Source organism: Marinococcus luteus (assembly GCF_034497705.1).
Classification (GTDB): Bacteria; Bacillota; Bacilli; order Bacillales; family Marinococcaceae; genus Marinococcus; species Marinococcus luteus_A.
Genome location: NZ_JAXRUV010000007.1, coordinates 58,069 through 79,053 on the forward strand (window position 1 = coordinate 58,069; position 20,985 = coordinate 79,053).

The window sequence follows — 20,985 nt, forward strand, 5'->3', positions numbered from 1 at the left end:
GAGTCTGGAGGAACTGTATGAAGCTTAGTGAGTTAACAGAAATTGAAGTTCAGAGAAAAGTAAACGAGTACTTCCGATTGGCAGATATTAAACTGAAGGATGAAGAAATACGGGAGATTCAGATTAATGATTTCGGTCTTGGTCGTTTGGATGAATTGGGGCTGCAGTTGTTTGTATATATTAATACGGACCGGTACTGTGCTAAAGAATGGGTGCTCTTTCCGCGCCAGACATGCCCGGAGCATCTCCATCCACCAGTAGAGTCAGGAGATCCGGGAAAGCAGGAAACATTTCGCTGCAAATTTGGCACCGTTTATTTATATATAGAAGGGGAAGCGACTTCAAACCCGAAGGTGCATCCCCCGGAACAGGATAGAAATCAGTTTACAGCAGTCCGCGAAGTAATACTAACAGCAGGGGATCAATACACGATCCCACCGAATACAAAGCATTGGTTCCAGGCAGGAGAAGAAGGAGCCGTGACTGCAGAGTATTCCTCGACGAGTACTGACGACCATGATATTTTCACGCATAAAGATATTTAAACGGATGCCTCATTCGCCCCTTCAGCCGTAATGGCTGGAGGTTTTTAATTATCCATAAAAATCCATTTCTTCCTATAAACTATGCGGCGGTTATTACGATAGTAATAGTAAGACATTAGTTTAAGGAGGAAAACGGTGAAAAGGTTAATACAAAAGCTTAAGCTTGGCACAAAATTGAATATACTTATGGCTGCAGTGCTGATTGGTTTTTCTATTGTGGTTGGTTTTATTACATTTGACCAGATAAAAAAGGGGGTGGAAGAAACGGCAGTGGAAAAAGCGGTTTCCGATTTAAATTTAGGCTATGAATACATAAACAGTGAATATCCCGGTGAGTGGCGTATTGAGGATGGGAACTTAATAAAAGGGGAAACGACCATTAGTGGAAACACCGACATTGTTGATTTTGTCGGGGAAATGACCGGTGGGACTGTAACAATTTTCATGAATGACACACGTGTAACGACAAACGTGATGCTTGACGGAGAGCGTGCTGTCGGAACGCAGGCTTCAGATGAAGTGGTGGAAACGGTGCTGCAGGATGAAGCAATGTATACAGGAGAAGCAGACGTAGTGGGCACGAGCTATCAAACAGCATATGAGCCCATTTACAATGAAGTGGGAGAGCCTATCGGGATGTGGTATGTAGGTGCTTCGCAGGAAATACTTGATGAAATTACCGGCAATGCCCTCATTACCTTTTTAATTGCTTTAGTTATCACCGGCATCGCAGCGATGGGGAGCGTATTTTTATTTTCACGCAGGGTATCCAAAAGACTTGGACACGTGACCGGCGCCTTGACAGCAGCGGGGCAGGGAGATTTCACCACGGAGCTTTCAGACCCTTCAGATGATGAAATAGGCCGGCTAACAGCGGGATACAATCAAATGCGGGAAAATTTGAACGCGCTTGTAAAGCAGATTTTAGAAACTTCTGAGCAGGTAGCGGCTTCCTCTGAACAGTTTAGTGCGAGTGCGGAGGAAACAAGCTCGGCTGCTGACGAAGTGTCCCGTGCGGTCCAGGAAGTGTCCAGTGGGGCAGAAAACCAGGCCCAGAGCATGGGAGAAACAAAATCATTAGTCGCCGAAATTTCTGGCGGCATGGATCGTATATCAGGAAATATTCATGCAATTAATGAAACATCGTCGATAAACGTCAAAACGGCGGAGAACGGCTCGCGGGTTATACAGCATACGCTCGGGCAGATGTCGTTGATTCAGGACAAAACAAACTATACTGCGAAGTTTATTCATCAATTGGAAAATAAGTCCGGCCAGATAAATGATATTATTTCGCTGATCACCAATATCGCCAATCAGACTAACCTGCTTGCGTTAAACGCAGCTATTGAAGCTGCACGCGCCGGAGAAAGCGGCCAGGGATTTGCAGTAGTGGCTGAGGAAGTGCGCAAGCTTGCGGAGCAGTCCGGCAGTTCCGCAAGTCAAATTGGCTCGCTTATTAAAGACATCCAGGCAGACATCCAGGAGTCGGTCACATCGATGGAGGATGGGAAAGAAGCCGTAGAAGGAGGAATCCGTCAGGTCAAAGAGGCGGAGAGTGCCTTCCAGTCGATTTCGGTGTCGACTAAAGACATCGCGGTTCAGCTCGAGGAATCCTCAGCAGCTGTAGAGCAGATGACAGCGCAGACAGAAGCATTGATGCATTCTGTCCAGGCTGTCGCTGATATCGCCGATCAGTCCATGGAGCATACGCAAAATGTTGCTGCCTCCTCTGAAGAGCAGAACGCTTCCATGCAGGAGATATCCTCTGCATCAAGCACCCTTGCACACATGGCAGAAGAGCTTGGGCAGTCCGTACGCTCATTCAAGGTTTAAGATCAGCAGCAGAAGTACCGGCAGCCCAGAGCTCCGGTGCTTCTACGCATTCTCATAAGCCTTTTCAGGAGGGGGGAGTATTTATCTTTCAGCCAACCACAGACCTGCGCCTTTTATACGGAGCGATTGCGACCACTATTTCCCATGACTCTCATAATACTATTGCCGCCGGCACGTCAGATAAAGACATTTTGGCGGCTGTCAGACATATGATACAGTCAAATAATGGAGTGACTGTAGCGCAGGAGTAGAAGGGATTGTTTGATTTCCGCTCGTTTTCGCACGTGAAGGTGGAGGCGGAGAATTCATAAAACTGAAACGAAGGAGGATGCATTCATGCACATACGCAGGGTCCAGACTAAAGATTACTATATGGTTAAACAGGTTATTAACGAATGGTGGGACGGAAGAGATATGGCCGGTAAGCTGCCGAAGTTTCTGTTTGACCATTTTCAGGAAACAAGCTTTATTGCAGAAATGAATGACCGGATGACAGGTTTTCTTGTCGGATTTTTATCTCAGACAAGAGAAAAAGAGGCATATATACATTTCGCCGGTGTTCATCCGCATAACCGGGGAGAAGGTATCGCGGAAGGCCTGTACGAAGCTTTTTTTGAATGCGCACTTGATGAAGACCGCCGCCTCGTCCGGGCGGTGACGTCTCCTGACAATGAAGCCTCAGTGGCTTTTCATAAGGCAATGGGATTTAACCTGGTGACGGGTGATAAAACGGAGAACGGGCTTCCGGTACATACTGACTACGACGGAGAAGAGCAGGATCGTATTCTTTTTGAAAAACAGCTGTAAAACAGCCGGCGTCTCTTTTTACGGAGAGCCGGCTTTCGCTATTTTATTCTTTTACAGCGGCAAATTCATGCAGAATCCGGGTAGTGGTGTCCCGGATCAAGCCTGGGAGAACGTGAAAGGAGTATGGCTTGTAGACTCTTTCGGTCCATTTGTGCCCATCTTTTCCGTAAACACCCATGTTGATGGAGGAGATATTCAGCTGTTTTATAGCATTGACCGGCACGGGATAAAGAGTGTCCCCCTCCGGTAAATTTTTCAGCAGCGGCGCAAGCTCCGCATCCGACTCCTGAATGGATAAAAAACTGCCATCGGATAAATAGGGGAAGAAATTGCGCATCTCAAATATTTCTCCGGTACTGGCCGAATTGTTTTGAAGAATAGAGGAGAGGAATGTCTTCATTTCCCGGTGCCGGCTATTGGCGTCTGTTAAATAATTGTGAGGCAGAAACGGCGGAGCGTAGAAGAAAATGATCTGCGGTGTTTTATCCGGGTCAAGCTCACGCAGGGCATGTACTAGTTCAAAGCTTCTCAGTCGGAGGTCCATGCCGGCGGTTTCAGACAGCCGTTTTTGAATGGCTGCCTGCGTGTCGAGCCCCTTTTGTTCGAGCTCAAGACGGTAGTTTTCATACGTTTTGACGTCTATTTCCCAGGAAATATTTTTCGGAGGCATGCCGGTCACCTCGATGTATCTATCGTATTGAGAAGCAAAATACTGCTCGGATTCTTCTGCTGCCCTCCTGGCTGCTTGAAGCATTTGTTCGGTCACCTGCTCTGCGGTGGTTTCATATAAAAAGTAATTAAAATAAAGGCGGCTGCCTGAAGCAGTCTGAACAGTGTAGCTTTCCTTCGTATCACGCTGATAAAGACACGTCGGAGGCAGAATCAGTTCCCCGGGAATATGCTCGGTTAAATCATAATTGTTGTGGATGCGTGCCGTCAGTTTAGCGGCAACGAAATTAGGGTCTACGCCGGCAAGCGTATCACCGACGTGCACTTCGCGCCCAAAAACGAAAAAGGCAGGCAGCAGTTTTCCGGCAGTTCCTGTATAGATATATTTTGTAGTATCCCCCTCATACAGAGGGGCGATAAAGTCGTTATTAATTGCGAGCAGATACTGAAGGCCGTGAGAACGCTTTAAATCACGAAGAACAGGAAGCGCGCCGATAAGACCGCAGTGCTCGCTTTCTTCATCGGGATTCAGTAAAAGCAGAATATTGCCCTCGAGCTCTTCCGGGTGCTCCGAGAAATAAAGCAGATTCACGAGGTGCACGGCGATGCCGCTTTTCATATCAACAGAACCCCGTCCAAACATCCAGTCCCCGCTTTGGGCGTCTGCATGCACTTCAGGGTCATTTGTATAGCTTTGAAAGTAAGGAAGCAGTGCTTTCGGCGAACAGGCCTGGTGTTTAATGTTTCCGTAATCTTCGATGCCTACAGTATCAATGTGGGAATGATAAAGAATGGTCTGGGCTGAAGAAGGCAGGCCTTTAATAAAGGCAAACACATTCTGACGTCCGTGAGGGTCTCCGTGCACCGGCTCCAGCCAGATGCGTTCCGGGAATTGTTGAAAATAAGGAAACGTACGCAGGATGCGGTAAAGCTCCCGGGCGATGGATACTTCGCCATCCGAAGCGTTCACACTGTTCCACTCCACCAGATATTCTGTAAGATATTCCGCCTGTTCTGCTGTGGTAAGAGATTTTAAATTTTCGTACACTGCTGATCACCTCGCCGCAATAATTACTGTTGTCTCTTATTCTACTGTATGAATCTGCCAAAGTAAGCAAAGAAGTGAATTTTCCTGCGAAAGATTATTTTATGCCTCAAGGCCTGAGCCGTGCAGAAACAGGCAGGAGAGCCGTATAATAACCATATAAAGGAGGAAAAAGTATGACAGTAACCATTAAAGCATTTCTGCAGGCAGAACCGGGAAAAGAAGAAGCATTGAAAACAGAGCTGAAAAAGGCGCTGGCTCCTTCGCGGGCAGAAGCGGGCTGCCTAGAATATGTTCTGTATGAATCGGAAGCACAGGACGGGGTGTTTATCTTTTCAGAACAGTGGAAGGATGAAGAAGCCGTACAGCAGCATATTCAGACCGAACATTATCAGGCCTACCGGAAAAACACAGAAAATCTCGTCGTATCAAGAGAAGTGTATAAATTAAAGCCAGTAGAATAAAAGAAAAAGAAGCTGTTTGCCGACAGCTTCTTTTTTTACTGGTTTTTCCTTATTTTACTACTTCGAACCGTTCACAGACGACCGTCATATCCTCGCGGAATATTTCTCCAACCTCTTCGAGCGCTTCAGTAAAAAATTGTTCATGTGCATTCCACCAATACTCGTATGAACGATCCCCTTCCCCTTCAGCTTCAGCAAATTCTTTGGGTACTTCGTTCATCGGCATAATTTTGACACTGGTGGTTTGGATAATACATACCGGATCGCCGGCTCTGTTTAAAACGATGCTGTAGTCCCCTATCGAAGGAAGAGGTTCATTTTCTATCTCATAAAACATATAGGCAGAACATGTCGCCGTTTTGACTCCGGAGACTACAAGCTCTGCAAGCTCATCGGGATCCACGCCAAAGGACCAGGCTGTTACCTGTTCGGGAGGGGCCTCGTTTCGCTGCTGCCAAAAATTATGCCAATAAGTATCTGCTGCCTGGTTCATTGCAACTCCCCGTTTCTGTGATGGTCTTTCTTTCATTAAAACATACTTCTGCAGGAATATATAACTTTGAAGAGTATATTAATAGAATCCTCCTGTAAATTTATTCGCGACACCGTTAAAAGTTTATGATAAAAGTAAATAAGAAAGATTTATATCGTTCTTACATTGGAGGAAAACAGAAATGAAGCTAATCGCTGTTGATTTAGACGGGACACTCATTAAAAAAGATCGTTCCATTAGTGCAGAAAATGTGAAGGCGATAAAGGCCGCACAGGAAAACGGAGATACAGTGGCTGTGTGCTCAGGAAGGTCGCTGCAGGATACTGAGGATATTTTGAAGCGCGCCGGACTGGATTGCCCGATGATGGTTGGAAACGGAGCGTGGACATACCAGGACGGAGAGAGCATTGATCAGCTGGTCATGCCTCAAGGCGTCACCGAAGAGCTGCTCCCCAAGCTTGAAAATGAAAAATGGTACTACGAGATATATACGAATCAGGGAGTAATACTGCTGGAAGAGGGCAAGGAGAGGCTCAGAGCAGAAGTACAGAAGGTACAGGAAGAGGACGAAGAGGTGACGAAAGCCTGGTCGGAAGAAGAGATGGGCATCCAATATGCCCAGCACGGCACGGGATATATGAAAGACTACCGGGATGTGGATCCGGCAACGGCAGAAATATACAAAATATTTGTCTTGTCCTTTGACCGGAAAAGATTAAAAAATTTGAGGGACCGGCTGACCCCGCGCACAGATGTCTCTTTGACGTCCTCGGGAATTACAAAGCTTGAAATCGCCCATCCAAGCGTAAGCAAAGGGTATGCTCTGCGCCGTATGGCAGAAGAAATGGGAGTGCCGCTCGGAAATACAGCAGCTATCGGGGACAACTTAAATGATCTGCCGATGTTTGAAATTGCCGGTACTAGCGTTGCAATGGGAAATGCGGTGAAAGAAGTGATTGAGGCAGGGGATTACGTGACCAAGAGCTATATGGAAAACGGAGTGGCGTACGCGCTTGAAAATTACTTGTAAATATCCAGCAAAAAATAAAAAGCCAGGAGAACCCTTCCATAGGGAGCTTCTGGCTTTTTATGCTGATGCTGTTTAGATTTGGCCGGCGCCCATGTAGCGCGGCTCCCAATAGGAATTGTCCATGCTTGAGATGGTAACGCCGGTGGAGGCACCTGCATGGATGAATTCGTTGTTTCCAATGTAAATACCTGCGTGTGAGGCGCCGCCTCTAGTATCAAAGAAAACAATGTCGCCAACAGACGGGCTGGATACCTTGGTGACATCGCTGTAAATGGATGCAACTGTACGCGGCATGCTTTTGCCGTGCTTATCATATACGTAGTTAATAAAACCGCTGCAGTCAAACCCGCTTGGAGACATGCCGCCCCACACGTAAGGAGTACCGATGTACTGCTTCGCTGTGTTTACAATGTTCGAGCTAGTGCCTGTAGAAACGCCGGCTACCTGTTCATTGCTGCTCGAGCTACTTGCAGAAGAACCGTCGTAATCCATTAGTGCGCTCTGTGTAGACGGACCTGCTACTCCGTAGTAGCTTCCGGAAGGAGACGAGAGGCCTGTTTCGGAATGGAAATCCTTAACGGCCTGAAGTGTTTTAGGACCGAAACGGGAACCGGTGGCCCCCTCGAAGAAGCCATGTTCCTTTAATTTCTTTTGAAGAGCGTTTACGGAAGAATTACGATCGCCATAGGATAAAGATCCGTGGCTTCCAATGGAAGTAGAGTTTGAGCTGCTCGAACTGCTCGCTGTGTTTGATGAAGAGTTCGAATCAACGGCATCCATTAACGCAGACTGAGTCGAAGGTCCTGCCACGCCGTAATAGCTGCCGGAAGGAGAAGAAATTTTTTCTGCAGATTGAAAGTCCTTAACGGCCTGAAGTGTTTTAGGGCCGAAGCGGGATCCGGTGTGGCCTTCAAAGTGTCCCTCCTCCTTTAACGCTTCCTGAAGATCGTTTACGGAAGAATTACTATCCCCATAGGATAAAGAACCATGATCATCAATTGCTGCATCTGCTGCCTGAGGGCCTGCGAATAGTATCCCTGCTGTTACTGCTGTTCCGAATAAGTATTTTTTCATTATGTGTGTTCACCTGCTTTGTCATCCGCTGTCTTATATATGTAGGAGTATAATGATAAGTTTTTCGATATGAATACTGGATTTTATAGGTATAAGTAGTAGACAGGATAATGGATGTAGCGAAGTGAAGCTGCACCTCCTAAATGTTTTTTTATGAGTCTTTAGTATGTGTTTTTCTATAAACCCAATTCTATAAGAATGTGAGAGACAATTCAATAATGTGTAAGTTTTGTAATATAGTTTTAATAAAAAGGCTTTTATAAAAGGATTTATGAAATAAACAAAGCAAAAAAATCCAATTGCCTTATTAACATTTTGAATTTTTAATAAATGATGCTAAAGGCTGTTATTTAGGTAAAAAAGACTATGTATAAAAATGGAAGTGAACTTTAATATGACGTTTTTAATGCAATTATTAAGAGAATGTGTAGAAAATTTGAAGGTTAACAGTAATATACTTGTAATATTTTTGTAATATAAAATGATCAATCATAATAAGTGTTAAATATACATGTTTTATTTTTACAATAATTCAGTAGTTATCCAATTATCTTTTTATAAATAGAATATACAGAAACTACATTTTAACATTTAATTTGTCGGGAATAAGAAACTAATCGAAGGTTTAGAGAGAAAAGCAGACAGTGATGTCCGTTGGCAGAAGGTTTTAGTTAAAGAAAAATTAGAGAAGCGAAACCAATAAAAGGGGCACTGCTATGAAAAGAGAAATTCCGAAAATATCCCAGAGAGATTCCCTTAGACGGAAGTGGATGCTGGTGGCTTTACTGGGGACTATTTCAGCTGTGGTCGTGACCTCCGTTTATGGAAGTATTAAGCCCCTGCCCGCAAATGTATCCTACGAAGGAAGAGAGCATCGTACAGACTATGTTCGTTTTCTTGAAGACCATACCTACGTTTCCTCAACAGAGTCACAGGTGGTAGAACAAGAAATATTTGATACAGTGATCCGGAACATTGAAGAAGCGGACCAGTTTATCGTAATGGACATGTTCTACTTTAACAGCGAGCATGAAGCGGGAGCGGATTTTCCGCCTTTAACGAGGCGTTTGTCGGAGGCATTAATCAATAAAAAAGAAGCGGATCCTGACATAGAAATAGTGGTTCTGACTGACCCGGTTAACACTTTTTACGGGGCTTATACGCCTGAACATTTTCAGCGGCTCGAAAAGAGTGGCATTGAAGTCATTTTCACGGAATTGGATGCATTAAGGGATTCAAATCCGTTTTACTCGGGGTTTTACCGGACTTTTGTTCAGTGGTTTGGGAACCATGGGAGAGGGTGGCTTCCTAACTTTTTCACGAGTGACGCTCCCGATGTAACGCTCCATTCTTATCTGGAGATTTTAAATTTTAAAGCTAATCACCGGAAAACGCTTGTTACAGAAAAGGCAGGAATGGTTACTTCAGCGAATCCTCACGATGCCAGCGGATATCATGCAAATACAGGCTTTGAAGTCAGGGGGGCTGTGCTGAAGGATTTATTGAAAACAGAAAAAGAAGTAGTGGAAATGGGGGGTCGCTCAGGGGAAAAATTCGATTCGTTTATATCTAAAGTGGAAGTGCCGGAAGAAAACGGGAAGTACAAGGTGCAGTTGTTAACAGAAAGCAAAATTAAAGAGCGGGTCCTGAGAGAAATACGTGAATTACCCCGGGACGGGAAATTACGTATGGGAATGTTTTATTTAGCAGACCGCGATGTCATTGAAGCGCTTATCGGCGCAGCAGGCCGGGGCGCTGATATTGATATTATTATGGATATAAATGAAGAAGCTTTTGGAAACGAAAAAATAGGCATCCCCAATCAGCCGGCAGCTCACGAACTCGTGGAAAAATCCAATGGCCGTATTAACATACGCTGGTATCATGCCGACGGGGTACAGTATCATGCCAAAATGATGATGATGGAAAAGGCAGAAAAGACAGTAGTTATTGGCGGATCAGCGAACATGACAAGAAGAAATTTGGATAATTACAACTTGGAAACTGATGTTGTAGTTACCGGCAGTAATGATTCGGAAGCCGTGAAAGACATACGGGATTATTATCATCGGCTGTGGAACAATACCGATGGCAAGCACACGCTAGATTACAGAAGGTATAAAAATGATTCCCGTTTGCTTTATTGGCGTTACCGGCTGCAGGAATGGAGCGGGATGTCTTCGTTTTAAGCAAAGAAAAATTAAAAAAGCAGAAACTTTTTCAGGACGAAGCGGTATCCTGCGTACAGGCATAGAAACGCGGTTAACGCTATCGCCTGAAGCGTGAGCAAATAATAAGGCCACGGCCCGAAGAAATCATAAGGGGAAGGAGAGGCTGGTTTTTCCATTAAATACATGTAATTGGCGTCGAAATAGAGGTTTACCAAAAATGCCACCACGGCGGCAGCGTTCAAGGCTCCCCAAACGACAAACAAGGAACGAAAGGAGATAAAGGTACGCTTTACAACCACCTGGTAAACAACGCCTACCACAATAAGTGCGTGTGTAATAAAAAAGTGAAGAAACCGAAAATGGGGAAAGCCGTAGCGTTCCATGTCCGGAAACACTATAGTAAGCAGGGCGCTTGAAGTGCCGGCATAAAACGCGAAATAAGTCCAAAAGCGGCTGCCGGTTATAAGCATAATAACGACTGCTATCCAGGCCAGGTCGCTGACTTTCAACGGAAGTGAAAACCGCGGGTTCCAAATGCCGTTTGTAATATAAAAAAGCTGCAGGGCCAGCTGGCCAAGGAGGAAGGTGGAAATGATGAACCACTTGATTGTCTGTCTGGCTAAGGGCTCGCGCCGAAGGTAGCTTTGAAAAAGTATAAGACCAATACAGGCGAGAGCAAGAAAAAGCCATACCATAAGCTGCCCGGTACCAAAAGGTTCGAAGACCGGACCGTCATGATTAAATTGCCACCACCACACGTTTAATCCCCCCTAATTGTTTTTTTATCAGTAAAACACGTTGCCGAAGGATTCCCTCAGCCACTCTTCTTTAAACAAACGATTTCAGGGCAGGCCTGGTTTCAATGAAAAATAGAGTGAAGGAAAAACAAAGTATTCCGCTGCCTTTTTTGCATTAAAGTATTGAAATATTAGTACAATAGCGTTAAAATGCTAAATATTTCGTCATTTAGAGAAAATAAAGGGGTGGGAGAATGAACAGTCTGAATATATTCGTAAATAAATATTTTGCTGTTTTTGTGTTAGTGGTTGCGTTCATTGCTTATCTGCTGCCGGATGTATTTGTAGGAATTACCGGCTACATAACTATTTTACTCGGGATCATCATGTTTGGCATGGGGCTTACGCTGAACCTTTCCGATTTCCGTATTGTGGCGAAAAAGCCGCTGCCGGTGCTGACCGGGGTGATTGCGCAATTCGTTATTATGCCGCTTGCGGCCTTTATCATTGCCCTGGTTCTGCAGCTTCCGCCGGAAATAGCGGCAGGTCTCGTACTTGTAGGCGCATGTCCGGGAGGGACAGCCTCGAACGTTATGGTTTATCTGGCCAAAGGGGACCTTCCGGTATCGGTTGCTATGACGACAGTTTCGACACTGCTAGCTCCTCTTCTGACACCGTTTGCTCTACTGGTGTTTGCAAATGAGTGGCTGCCGGTGGACCCGCTGGCAATGTTCTTATCCATTTTCCAGGTTATTATTATACCTATCGCGCTCGGTTTAATTATTAAACAGCTGTTTCCAGAGACAGTGGAAAAAAGCGTTCAGGCGCTTCCTATTGTGTCCATGGTAGCAATTATTGCTATTGTAGCCGGGGTCGTTGGAGCAAATCAGGAAAACATTGCTGCAACCGGACTATTAGTTTTTGCAGCGGTTGTGCTTCATAACAGCTTTGGTTTGGCCCTTGGCTATATAACGGCGAAGCTGGTGGGATTAGACGAAACAAAACGGCGGGCAGTATCGATTGAGGTAGGAATGCAGAATTCCGGGCTTGGCACCCAGCTGGCCACGGTTCACTTCACGCCGCTTGCTGCGCTTCCAAGCGCTATTTTTTCCGTCTGGCATAATATCTCCGGGCCGCTGCTCGTGTCCTGGTGGGGAAGAAAAAACCAGCAGAAGGAAGAAGCTGTGAAGGAAAAAGAATGGAAGCACTATAAGTAAGAGAAAAAATCCCGTGCTCATAGTGAGCGCGGGATTTTTAATAGCGAAAAATTACATGTGTTTTTCAAGCAGACCCTGGAGCTGATCCTTCGGCTGGAAGCCGACGATTTGTTCTACCATTTCGCCGTCCTTGAAAATCATGAGTGTTGGAATGCTCATAACGCCGTATTTACCGGCAGTTTCCTGATTTTCGTCAACGTTTAATTTAGCAATTTTAACATTGTCGCCGATTTCTTCGTTAATTTCTTCGAGAACCGGAGCAATCATTTTGCAGGGTCCGCACCAAGGTGCCCAAAAGTCAGTTAGAACGACACCTTCGGAAATCTGTTCGGAAAAGTCCTGGTCTGATACGTGTACAATAGCCATTGATGAGTACCTCCTTCATTTCGCTTCATTGCGAGTATAGAGTAATCGTAGTACGAATAACCCTATTTGTCTAAAAGTATGCTTGGATCATTCAATTTTTTCAAGAGGGGGAATGGAAAATGAAGCGTGCGGGAAAAGAATATAAGTAAGAAAGCCCTCAAAGAGTATGTATTCGGGAACGTAAGAAGAAAGGAGGCCACCCATGTCAAAAAAAGACAGAGATAAAGAAATACGAAGCTACTTTCGGGCAATGGACCGCAGTTTTTATATGGATACAGACAAAAATCTTGCCAATTGGGATCAGGCTTTATCGATTGGGCACGGACAGACCATCTCCCAGCCATCGCTTGTACTGAAAATGACGCTGGAGCTGGACATTGATCCCGCTTCTCGGGTACTCGAAATTGGTACGGGCTCCGGCTACCAGACAGCTCTATTAGCAGCTTTTGCTGAACAGGTCTATACGGTCGAACGGATTTTACCGCTGCAGGCAAGGGCACAGGAGCGTCTGCTGGAAGCAGGGTTTACGAACATTAATTATCGGCTGGGTGATGGCAGTAAAGGCTGGGCGGAGCATGCGCCATACGACCGTATTATAGTAACGGCAGCAGCAAAAACTGTGCCGCAGTCCTTAGTCGCACAGCTGACAGCGCCGGGGAAAATGATGGTACCGGTAGGTGGCCGAATGGGGCAGGAGCTGCTGCTTATAGAAAAAAACAGCCAGGGAGAAGTGAACTCCTCTATAGTCGAATATGTAGCGTTTGTACCGCTCGAGCAGGACGAAGAAACGTGAGGAAATGCGTAAGGCCTAAAGAGGCAGTTGATTAAAGGACAATTAGGCGCGCTGTTTTTCCTGTGTTACGCTTTACATGCATTTTATTTCAAAGAGGAGGTTCGCTATGCCAACGGTTAATGTAAAAGGCTACGGTACATTTGAAGTGGAAGAAGGAAAAAAATTAGTGCTTGCGCTTGAAGACAATGGTGTTGATATTCTGCACCGCTGCGGCGGAAATGCCAGGTGCACCACCTGCAGGTGTGAAGTAAACGAAGGAAAACTTGGGCCGAAGGAAGCTCCGGAAGCCGCGATTCTCGAAAACAAAGACATTACTGATGAAAATATCAGGCTCTCCTGTCAAAGCCGGGTGTATTCCGACCTGACGGTAACACCAGTCATGACGGTCTCCAATTCTGATATGGAGCCGGGAAGGCGCCCGGTGGATTAACAAAAAGCCGCGGTCTCTTTGAAGGACCGCGACTTTTTTTATTTTTTGGGAGTCTCGCTCGTTTGTTCTGTTTTATTGATCAGCTTCGTTCCGACGAGGTCTCCGGTAACATTTAAAGCTGTTGCCCCCATGCCGACAAGTACATCAACAGCGGTTAAAAGAGCTACTGCTTCCATCGGGAGACCGACCTGGGCAAAAACGGTAGCAATCATAATAATACCAGCTCCGGGAACTCCGGCGGTACCGACCGTGGCCAGTGTGCCGACAATTACAATTTGGAGAATAGCCACAAAGCTGAGCGGCTCGCCTACGACGTTTGCTGCGAAAACGGCGGAAACAGCTACCCTGATGGCGGCGCCGTCCATGTTAATCGTCGCTCCGAGAGGCAGGCTGAACCCATAGAGGCTCTGCTTTAATCCAAGGTCACGGGCAGCGTTTAACGTGAGAGGAAGGGTGCCTGAACTGCTCTGGGTGACGAAGGCTGTGAGCATCGGGGTGCGTGCTTCCCGGAAAAAGTCGCCCAGATTAATTTTGGCGGCTAAAAGAAAGACAATATAAAGGCCAAGCTGTACTGCAAGGGCAACGTACAGTACGATTATAAAATTACCGAGGGAGAGAAGCGTATTTGCTCCCTGACTGCCTACCATCTCAGCGATAATAGCAAAGATGCCAAAGGGGATGAACTGCAAAATACCTTTCATGACGGTAAGCGTAAGTTCGTTTAAGGCTTCTGCTCCGCGATACAGCCGCTCGCCCATTTCCTTATAGCTCGAGGATGAACGCAGATAAGTTAAAGCAATGCCAAAAGCGAATGCGGTAAAAATAATGCCCAGAAGATTCATCTCCGTAAAGGCTACGGCGATATTATCGGGAACGATATTTAATATAACCTCTGTGACTCCAGGATTATCAGGAGTCTCAAAACTTTCGCTTCCATCCAGTGTGGTTCCGGTGCCCGGGTTAAAAAGGCTGGCGATTGATGTGCCCACTACAATTGCTACAGCGGATGTAAGAAGATAATAAATGAATACTTTGCCTCCCATCCGACCAAGCCCGCCGATAGTAGTCTGGTTAACCCCGACAATCAGTGTAAATAAAATTAACGGAACTATAATAAACTGAAGCAGCCGAAGCATAAGATCGCCAATAGGGGCGAGCACGGCGGCATCTTCTCCGAAAATAAAACCTACAGCGATACCAGCAATAAGAGCAGTTGTGATTTTGGCAATCAGAGACACGTCAAAGTAACGCTTGATCATTTGTTTCAATAGCCGCACCTCCTTAATTAATATATTCTTATCGGTTTAATCAACATTATAAAAATAAAGGAAACAGGCATTCTTGTCAAAATGAACGCTCATTGTGAGGGATAACGAAAGAAAGGAGTTCTTCCCACATGGGAAAAACTCCTTAGGAAAGGCCGCAGCCAGCATGAACAGAAATTTTAAAGCATCTGGCTGATTGTTTTTGGGTGCAGGTGCTGGATCAGGTAGTCCGGGCCGCCGGCTTTGGCATCGGTTCCGGACATTTTGAAGCCGCCAAATGGGTGATAGCCGACGATGGCGCCTGTGCAGTTACGGTTGAAATACAGGTTGCCCACGTGGAAATGAAGCTTGGCGTATTCCAGCCGGTCGATGTTGTTGGAGATGACGGCCCCGGTTAAGCCGTATTCGGTATTGTTTGCAATATCAATGGCTTCTTCGTAAGAGGATGCTTTCGTAAAAGCAACGACCGGCCCGAAAATTTCCTCCTGCATAATGCGTGCTTTCGGGTCAAGATCGGCGAATACGGTCGGATCAATGAAGTATCCTTTGGAGTCGTCGCTCTTTCCTCCGGCCACAAGCCGTCCTTCCTTTTTGCCGATATCAATATAGCCGGTGATTTTATCAAAAGCTTTCTGGTTGACGACAGGACCCATATAGTTGTCATAGGACGTTGGATCCCCTACGGATAACGCTTTGGCCTGCTTTTCCACTTTGCTCAGAACGTCGTCGTACACGTCCTGGTGAGCGACGACCCTGGAGCCTGCCGAGCATTTCTGGCCGGAAAATCCGTAGGCGGAAGCGATGATGGCCTCAGCAGCGGTGTCAAGATCTGCTTCGCTGTCGACGACAATCGTATCTTTGCCACCCATTTCAACGATGACCCGCTTCAAATGCTGCTGGCCTTCCTGAATCTCGGCCGCTTTTTTATAAATGCGTGTGCCGGTAGCCCGGGAGCCGGTGAAGCTGATAAGCGCTGTTTTCGGGTGATCCACGAGATAGTCGCCAATTTCTTCCGGCTCCCCGGGGACGAAGTTAATGACGCCGTCTGGGACGCCGGATTCAATCAGAATGTCAACAAACTTTGCGGCAATGACAGGGGTCGGCTCGGCCGGCTTTAATAAAACGGTGTTGCCTGTAACCAGCGGAGCAACGGTCGTTCCCACCATGATCGCGCAGGCGAAATTCCATGGCGGAATCGTAACAGCCACACCGAGCGGCTGGTACACATACTGATTGTACTCTCCTTCCCGGCTGTTAATAGCCTTGCCGTTTTTCAGCTCGAGCATTTGGCGGGCATAATATTCGACGAAGTCGATAGCCTCGGCCACATCGGCATCTGCTTCCTTCCAGGGCTTGCCGCCTTCTTTCACGAGCGTGGCCGACAATTCATGCTTGCGCCGGCGCATTTTTGCGGCTGCCCGGAACATGACTTCCGCACGGGCATCGGCACTTGTCGTTCTCCAGGACTGAAACGCTTCGCTTGCGGCATCGAAAGCCTGATTAATTAATGCGGGGTTGGCTTTAGAAACACTTCCGACGACTTCCTTTTTATTGGCAGGGTTGATGGAAACAAGCTTTTCCCCGGTGATAATCCGCTCACCGCCAATAATCAGCGGGTAGTCCTGGCCAAGGTTTTTTTCAACTTCTTTGATTGCCTCTGCAAATTCTTTTCGGTTCTTTTCATCCGTAAAATCGGTAAAAGGTTCATGACGGTACGCTGTATACATTTGAAAGCCTCCTATTATTAAAGTTCAGTAAGCACTTCTTCAATTCGTTCAGCCGCCCAGTCCAGATCCTGCTGTGAAATAACGAGCGGCGGGGCGAAGCGGATAACAGTATCGTGTGTTTCTTTACAGAGAATTCCTTTGTCTTTTAGCTGCTCACAGCAGGCCCGCGCCGGAATATCTAGTTCGACGCCTATAAACAGCCCTCTGCCCCGTACCTCTTTAATATGAGGGTTTGTGATAGAGGCAAGCCTGTTTTTAAAATGCTCTCCGAGTTCAAGTGAACGGGAGGCAAGCTGCTGCTCTTCGATCACGTCAAGAGAAGCTACCGCCACTGCACAGGCGAGGGGATTGCCGCCGAATGTAGATCCATGGGAGCCCGGGGTGAAAACACCAAGGATATCCTCATCAGCAGCTACGCATGATATGGGAAAAACGCCGCCGCCCAGTGCTTTTCCAAGAATATATATATCAGGAGCAACCCCGTCCCAGTCGCATGCGAACATTTTACCAGCGCGCCCGAGGCCGGATTGAATTTCATCAGCGGCAAACAGCACCTGATGGGCCCGGCACAGCTCGTACGCCTGCTGCAAAAACCCTTCAGGGGGTATTATAATTCCGGCTTCCCCCTGAATGGGCTCAACTAAAAATCCAGCTGTATGAGGGGTAATAGCTTTTTCGAGCGCCTTGAGATCCCCGTACGGTACGATTTTAATACCCGGGAGCATCGGGCCAAAGCCCCGTTTGTATTCCTCTTCCGAAGAAAGGGAGACAGCGCTCATCGTACGTCCATGAAAGTTTCCTTCGCATGCAATAATTTCTGCGCGCCCTTCCGGAATACCTTTCTTTTCGTAGCCCCAGCGGCGAATCGCTTTGACTGCTGTTTCTACTGCTTCTGCCCCGGTATTCATGGGGAGTACCATGTTCTTGTTAGTTAAGGCTGACACTTTGTCATAAAAAGGAGCAAGCTGATCATTATGAAATGCTCGGGAGGTAAGCGTCACCCGGTCAGCCTGATCTTTCAGGGCCTGTATAATTTTGGGGTGGCGGTGGCCCTGATTAACAGCGGAGTATGCACTCAGCATGTCAATATAGGAACGGCCTTCCGGATCCTTCACCCATATACCCTCCGCTTCAGTAATAACAACGGGAAGCGGGATGTAATTCCGGGCACCGTGTTTATCGTTTTGATCGATGATCTGACTCGAAGACATTGTTTCTGTCATGCATACCCTCTCCTAAAGTAAGGTTACTGTAAAAGTTGCAAGAACTGTGCCAACTTCAGAAGGCGTCTACAGTAGGAAGCGGCTGGTGAAAGAGAGAGGAGAGGAAAAAAATTTTGCATGCAGTGATTAATTTTTTTGCACTCTTTTGAAAATTAAAGTGCTTTAATTACAAACAGAAAAAACCGAATACTGGGTGAAATAAAGAATAAATTTTAATTTAGAACTTTTTGTGAAAATATTCACAAATTCATTGTGCCAGTAACTTGTCTGGGTTATGCTCTATATGTGAAATAATTCACATATAGAGATGGAGAGAAGGAAGGGATTTTCATGTTTGTGGAAACGTACGATCCGTTTCAAAATATTGTTTTTTCTGCTCTGGCAGCTGCAGTGCCAATTTTATTGTTTCTGGTATGCCTGACACTGTTCAAAATGAAAGGCATCTATGCCGCTTTGCTTACGCTCGGCGTTACTTTTGTAATAGCAATGGGAGTTTTTGGCCTGCCTCTTGCTCAAAGCGGCGGGGCAGTGACAGAAGGAATTGTGCAGGGGCTGTTTCCGATCGGCTATATTATTATCATGGCTGTCTGGCTGTACAAGGTATCGGTCGCATCAGGAAAATTTCATACGATCCAAAACAGCATCGCTTCGATTTCCGCAGATCAGCGGGTGCAATTATTATTAATAGGTTTTTGTTTTAATGCCTTTCTGGAAGGCGCTGCAGGGTTTGGAGTACCGATAGCTATTTGTGCCGTGCTGCTCGTTCAGCTCGGGTTTCAGCCGCTTCAGGCAGCTATGCTTTGTCTGATTGCCAACGGCGCAGCCGGAGCTTTTGGAGCCATCGGGGTGCCTGTAGGTATTATTGATACACTTCAGCTTGAAGGCATCACTGCAATGGACGTGTCGCAGATGACTGCACTCACGCTTCCGCTAGTGAACTTCAGCATTCCGTTTTTACTGATATTTCTTCTGGATGGGTTAAAGGGTATCAAAGAAACTCTTCCGGCAATCCTGGTAACAGCTGTAACATATACGGTGCTTCAGGCAGTGATTACGGTTACTGCTGGTCCTGAGCTTGCCAATATTATTCCTTCCCTGGCAGCGATGGGGGCTCTTGCCATTCTCCAGCGGTTCTGGCAACCGGCCAACATTTTCCGCCTCGATGGTAAAGAGTATGTGCGAGCTGAACCGAAAGCGAAAGGGTCGTGGAGAACGGTAGTGTTTGCCTGGTCGCCGTTTTATCTGCTGACGATCTTTATCATGATATGGAGCTTTCCGGGATTTAAAGCACTTTTTGAAGAAAGCGGGATGCTTTCCCCAGCGGTGCTTGGCTTTATTCTGCCGGGAACGTACAGCAGCTCAGCGGGCCAGGGAATTGTATTTAACCTGAACTTTATCGGGGCTACAGGTACAGCGATTTTGCTGGCGGTGCTTGTGACAGTGTTGTTTGCCAAAAACATGAACTGGTCCAGGGCGCATGCAGAATTAATGCAGACATTAAAAGAGCTGTGGCTGCCAATTGTCACTATTTGTGCCATTCTTGCAGTAGCTAAGCTTGCCACCTATGGAGGACTAACGATGGCTATGGGGGAAGCAGCAGCTATGACAGGGAATATTTTTCCTTTCCTCTCACCGGTGCTTGGCTGGATTGGAGTGTTTATGACAGGGTCGGTCGTAAATAATAATACGCTGTTTGCCTCTATTCAAACGACAGCTGCTGCGGGAGTCGGTGTTGATGGGGCTCTGCTGGTAGCTGCCAACACAGCAGGAGGCGTAATGGCGAAGCTGATCTCGCCGCAGTCCATTGCCATTGCGACTGCCGCTGTGGGACAGACAGGTAAGGAAGGGCAATTAATGAAAATGACGCTCAAATACAGCCTGTACCTTCTGTTATTCGTCTGCCTGTGGACGTTTGGTTTGAGTTTATTTATTCATTAAAATAGATTGAGAGGATAAAAAATATAGCAAAAAGGACCGGCTTTTTCAGCGTCGGTTCTTTTTATTTCCCGGGCAATAAACAGGTTTATTCTGATTAATCTAAAATCGAAGGGGATTCAGGTACTGCCTTTGGTTTTCCGATCAGGTACCCCTGGGCCAGGTCAAATCCAAGTTCGCGCACACAGTTTAATTCTTCAGAACGCTCAATTCCCTCGGCGAGCGTAATAATACCGTAGCTGCCCGCGCGTGAAACGATTTTTTCCAGCCGCTGCTGCTTTTTAATGTCCTGATCGCAATGGTCGACAAGTGAACGATCGATTTTTACGTAATGCGGCTGCAGCTCCTCCATAACATCAATCGTCGAGTAGCCGGATCCAAGATCATCTAAAGCAACACGTACACCATACGATTGAAAGGTTTGAAAAATACGGAGCAGGTGTTCGAGATCATCAAATTTTTCTGTCTCCACCACTTCAAACACAAGATCCTTCGTAGAAATCCCGCAGCTTCTGGCTATAGCAAATGTAGAAAGCAGACAGTGATCCGGATCATAGATTGAAGAGGGCAGAAAGTTAATAAATCGTTTAGTGCCGGGCTTTAGATATTTGGCACTGGTTTTAATAGACGCAATGCGTGCCCGGTTGTCTAAAAGCGACTGCAGACCGCTCTGCTGGGAAAATGAAAACAGCTGATCCGGCCGGAACGGAGCAGCGTCTGCCTGCGGGCGCATGAGAAACTCGTATCCCATTACTTCACCGGTGTTCAATTGAATAATCGGCTGCATGTGGTGAGTGAACTGCTCATTATTGATGACAGTCATAAACGAGGGGCGGGAAATCCGCTCCTTCAGCTGGTGGAAATTAATCATGTTCGCATGAGTCTGTTGATCTTTACCTGTCCAGGTGCCCTTTAACTCGACCGGGTCTCCGGGGAGGGTGCGTTCAATGAAATCCAGAAAAGGGCCGAGTGTCTGAACAGCAGAATAGTAATAATGAAGCGTATTATCCTGAGTGTAGGAATTGTAACCGTTTTGGAGCATGTGATAATGAAGCTCACGGAGCACACTGAAGGTTGTATGAGTGAACAACAGATACCCGGAAGATTCCAAATCAGGCAGTGCTGTGCAGCTGGAGCATTGATTCATGATCTTAGGTC

Annotated in this window: 20 protein-coding genes; 11 read left to right on the forward strand and 9 right to left on the reverse strand. The window is 46.5% G+C overall.

Annotation, left to right across the window (positions count from 1 at the left end; translation table 11 throughout):
• The first annotated feature begins 17 nt into the window (after positions 1-17).
• The 4 genes from Q9M42_RS11615 to Q9M42_RS11630 all read left to right on the forward strand — a co-directional run bounded on the left by Q9M42_RS11615 (position 18) and on the right by Q9M42_RS11630 (position 3,188).
• Positions 18-545, forward strand: coding sequence for a D-lyxose/D-mannose family sugar isomerase (locus tag Q9M42_RS11615; RefSeq protein WP_322526632.1), 528 nt, complete (start codon positions 18-20; stop codon positions 543-545).
• 135 nt (positions 546-680) lie between these two features.
• Entirely contained in the window at positions 681-2,381 is a 1,701-nt protein-coding gene (locus Q9M42_RS11620; protein WP_322526633.1) for a methyl-accepting chemotaxis protein, read from the forward strand.
• Between the two features lie 161 nt (positions 2,382-2,542).
• On the forward strand, positions 2,543-2,632 hold the full coding sequence (locus Q9M42_RS15575) for a hypothetical protein (protein ID WP_440972325.1): 90 nt from the start codon (positions 2,543-2,545) through the stop codon (positions 2,630-2,632).
• 85 nt (positions 2,633-2,717) lie between these two features.
• On the forward strand, positions 2,718-3,188 hold the full coding sequence (locus tag Q9M42_RS11630; protein ID WP_322526634.1) for a GNAT family N-acetyltransferase: 471 nt from the start codon (positions 2,718-2,720) through the stop codon (positions 3,186-3,188).
• A 43-nt stretch (positions 3,189-3,231) separates the two neighbouring features.
• On the opposite strand, the gene Q9M42_RS11635 is transcribed toward Q9M42_RS11630, so the two are convergent.
• Positions 3,232-4,905 carry a M20/M25/M40 family metallo-hydrolase gene (locus Q9M42_RS11635; protein WP_322526635.1) on the reverse strand — a complete coding sequence of 558 codons (1,674 nt, stop codon included), beginning with the start codon at positions 4,903-4,905 and terminating at the stop codon, positions 3,232-3,234.
• Positions 4,906-5,078: 173 nt separating this feature from the next.
• Between Q9M42_RS11635 and Q9M42_RS11640 the strand changes: the two genes are divergently transcribed.
• Positions 5,079-5,366 carry a putative quinol monooxygenase gene (locus tag Q9M42_RS11640; RefSeq protein ID WP_322526636.1) on the forward strand — a complete coding sequence of 96 codons (288 nt, stop codon included), beginning with the start codon at positions 5,079-5,081 and terminating at the stop codon, positions 5,364-5,366.
• 49 nt (positions 5,367-5,415) lie between these two features.
• On the opposite strand, the gene Q9M42_RS11645 is transcribed toward Q9M42_RS11640, so the two are convergent.
• On the reverse strand, positions 5,416-5,859 hold the full coding sequence (locus Q9M42_RS11645; protein WP_322526637.1) for an ASCH domain-containing protein: 444 nt from the start codon (positions 5,857-5,859) through the stop codon (positions 5,416-5,418).
• 181 nt (positions 5,860-6,040) lie between these two features.
• Between Q9M42_RS11645 and Q9M42_RS11650 the strand changes: the two genes are divergently transcribed.
• Positions 6,041-6,889, forward strand: a complete 849-nt coding sequence (locus tag Q9M42_RS11650; protein WP_322526638.1) for a Cof-type HAD-IIB family hydrolase — start codon at positions 6,041-6,043, stop codon at positions 6,887-6,889.
• Positions 6,890-6,961: 72 nt separating this feature from the next.
• Here the strand turns inward: Q9M42_RS11650 and Q9M42_RS11655 are convergent, their stop codons facing one another.
• Complete coding sequence (locus Q9M42_RS11655) at positions 6,962-7,963, reverse strand: C40 family peptidase (protein ID WP_322526639.1); 1,002 nt, start codon at positions 7,961-7,963, stop codon at positions 6,962-6,964.
• A gap of 716 nt (positions 7,964-8,679) precedes the next feature.
• Between Q9M42_RS11655 and Q9M42_RS11660 the strand changes: the two genes are divergently transcribed.
• The gene (locus tag Q9M42_RS11660; protein ID WP_322526640.1) at positions 8,680-10,152 is read left to right on the forward strand and encodes a phospholipase D family protein; all 1,473 of its coding nucleotides are present in this window, start codon (positions 8,680-8,682) and stop codon (positions 10,150-10,152) included.
• A gap of 11 nt (positions 10,153-10,163) precedes the next feature.
• On the opposite strand, the gene Q9M42_RS11665 is transcribed toward Q9M42_RS11660, so the two are convergent.
• Complete coding sequence (locus Q9M42_RS11665; RefSeq protein ID WP_322526641.1) at positions 10,164-10,892, reverse strand: YwaF family protein; 729 nt, start codon at positions 10,890-10,892, stop codon at positions 10,164-10,166.
• A 233-nt stretch (positions 10,893-11,125) separates the two neighbouring features.
• Here Q9M42_RS11665 and Q9M42_RS11670 point away from each other — a divergent pair, with 233 nt between their 5' ends.
• Positions 11,126-12,088, forward strand: coding sequence for a bile acid:sodium symporter family protein (locus Q9M42_RS11670; RefSeq protein ID WP_322526642.1), 963 nt, complete (start codon positions 11,126-11,128; stop codon positions 12,086-12,088).
• A 51-nt stretch (positions 12,089-12,139) separates the two neighbouring features.
• On the opposite strand, the gene trxA is transcribed toward Q9M42_RS11670, so the two are convergent.
• Entirely contained in the window at positions 12,140-12,454 is a 315-nt protein-coding gene (trxA, locus tag Q9M42_RS11675; protein ID WP_322526643.1) for a thioredoxin, read from the reverse strand.
• 202 nt (positions 12,455-12,656) lie between these two features.
• Here trxA and Q9M42_RS11680 point away from each other — a divergent pair, with 202 nt between their 5' ends.
• Complete coding sequence (locus tag Q9M42_RS11680; protein ID WP_322526644.1) at positions 12,657-13,247, forward strand: protein-L-isoaspartate(D-aspartate) O-methyltransferase; 591 nt, start codon at positions 12,657-12,659, stop codon at positions 13,245-13,247.
• Between the two features lie 106 nt (positions 13,248-13,353).
• Positions 13,354-13,677 (forward strand): 2Fe-2S iron-sulfur cluster-binding protein, encoded by a 324-nt coding sequence (locus Q9M42_RS11685; protein ID WP_322526645.1) that lies wholly within the window; start codon positions 13,354-13,356, stop codon positions 13,675-13,677.
• Between the two features lie 38 nt (positions 13,678-13,715).
• On the opposite strand, the gene Q9M42_RS11690 is transcribed toward Q9M42_RS11685, so the two are convergent.
• From Q9M42_RS11690 to Q9M42_RS11700, 3 genes are all read right to left on the reverse strand, one after another.
• Positions 13,716-14,945: a dicarboxylate/amino acid:cation symporter gene (locus Q9M42_RS11690; RefSeq protein WP_322526646.1), complete on the reverse strand. Its 1,230-nt coding sequence runs from the start codon at positions 14,943-14,945 to the stop codon at positions 13,716-13,718.
• Positions 14,946-15,121: 176 nt separating this feature from the next.
• The gene (gene pruA / locus Q9M42_RS11695; protein WP_322526647.1) at positions 15,122-16,669 is read right to left on the reverse strand and encodes an L-glutamate gamma-semialdehyde dehydrogenase; all 1,548 of its coding nucleotides are present in this window, start codon (positions 16,667-16,669) and stop codon (positions 15,122-15,124) included.
• Positions 16,670-16,686: 17 nt separating this feature from the next.
• On the reverse strand, positions 16,687-17,892 hold the full coding sequence (locus Q9M42_RS11700) for an ornithine--oxo-acid transaminase (protein ID WP_322526648.1): 1,206 nt from the start codon (positions 17,890-17,892) through the stop codon (positions 16,687-16,689).
• A gap of 330 nt (positions 17,893-18,222) precedes the next feature.
• Here Q9M42_RS11700 and Q9M42_RS11705 point away from each other — a divergent pair, with 330 nt between their 5' ends.
• On the forward strand, positions 18,223-19,830 hold the full coding sequence (locus Q9M42_RS11705; RefSeq protein WP_322526649.1) for an L-lactate permease: 1,608 nt from the start codon (positions 18,223-18,225) through the stop codon (positions 19,828-19,830).
• A 94-nt stretch (positions 19,831-19,924) separates the two neighbouring features.
• Here the strand turns inward: Q9M42_RS11705 and Q9M42_RS11710 are convergent, their stop codons facing one another.
• The gene (locus Q9M42_RS11710) at positions 19,925-20,974 is read right to left on the reverse strand and encodes an EAL domain-containing protein (RefSeq protein ID WP_322526650.1); all 1,050 of its coding nucleotides are present in this window, start codon (positions 20,972-20,974) and stop codon (positions 19,925-19,927) included.
• Positions 20,975-20,985 lie beyond the last annotated feature (11 nt).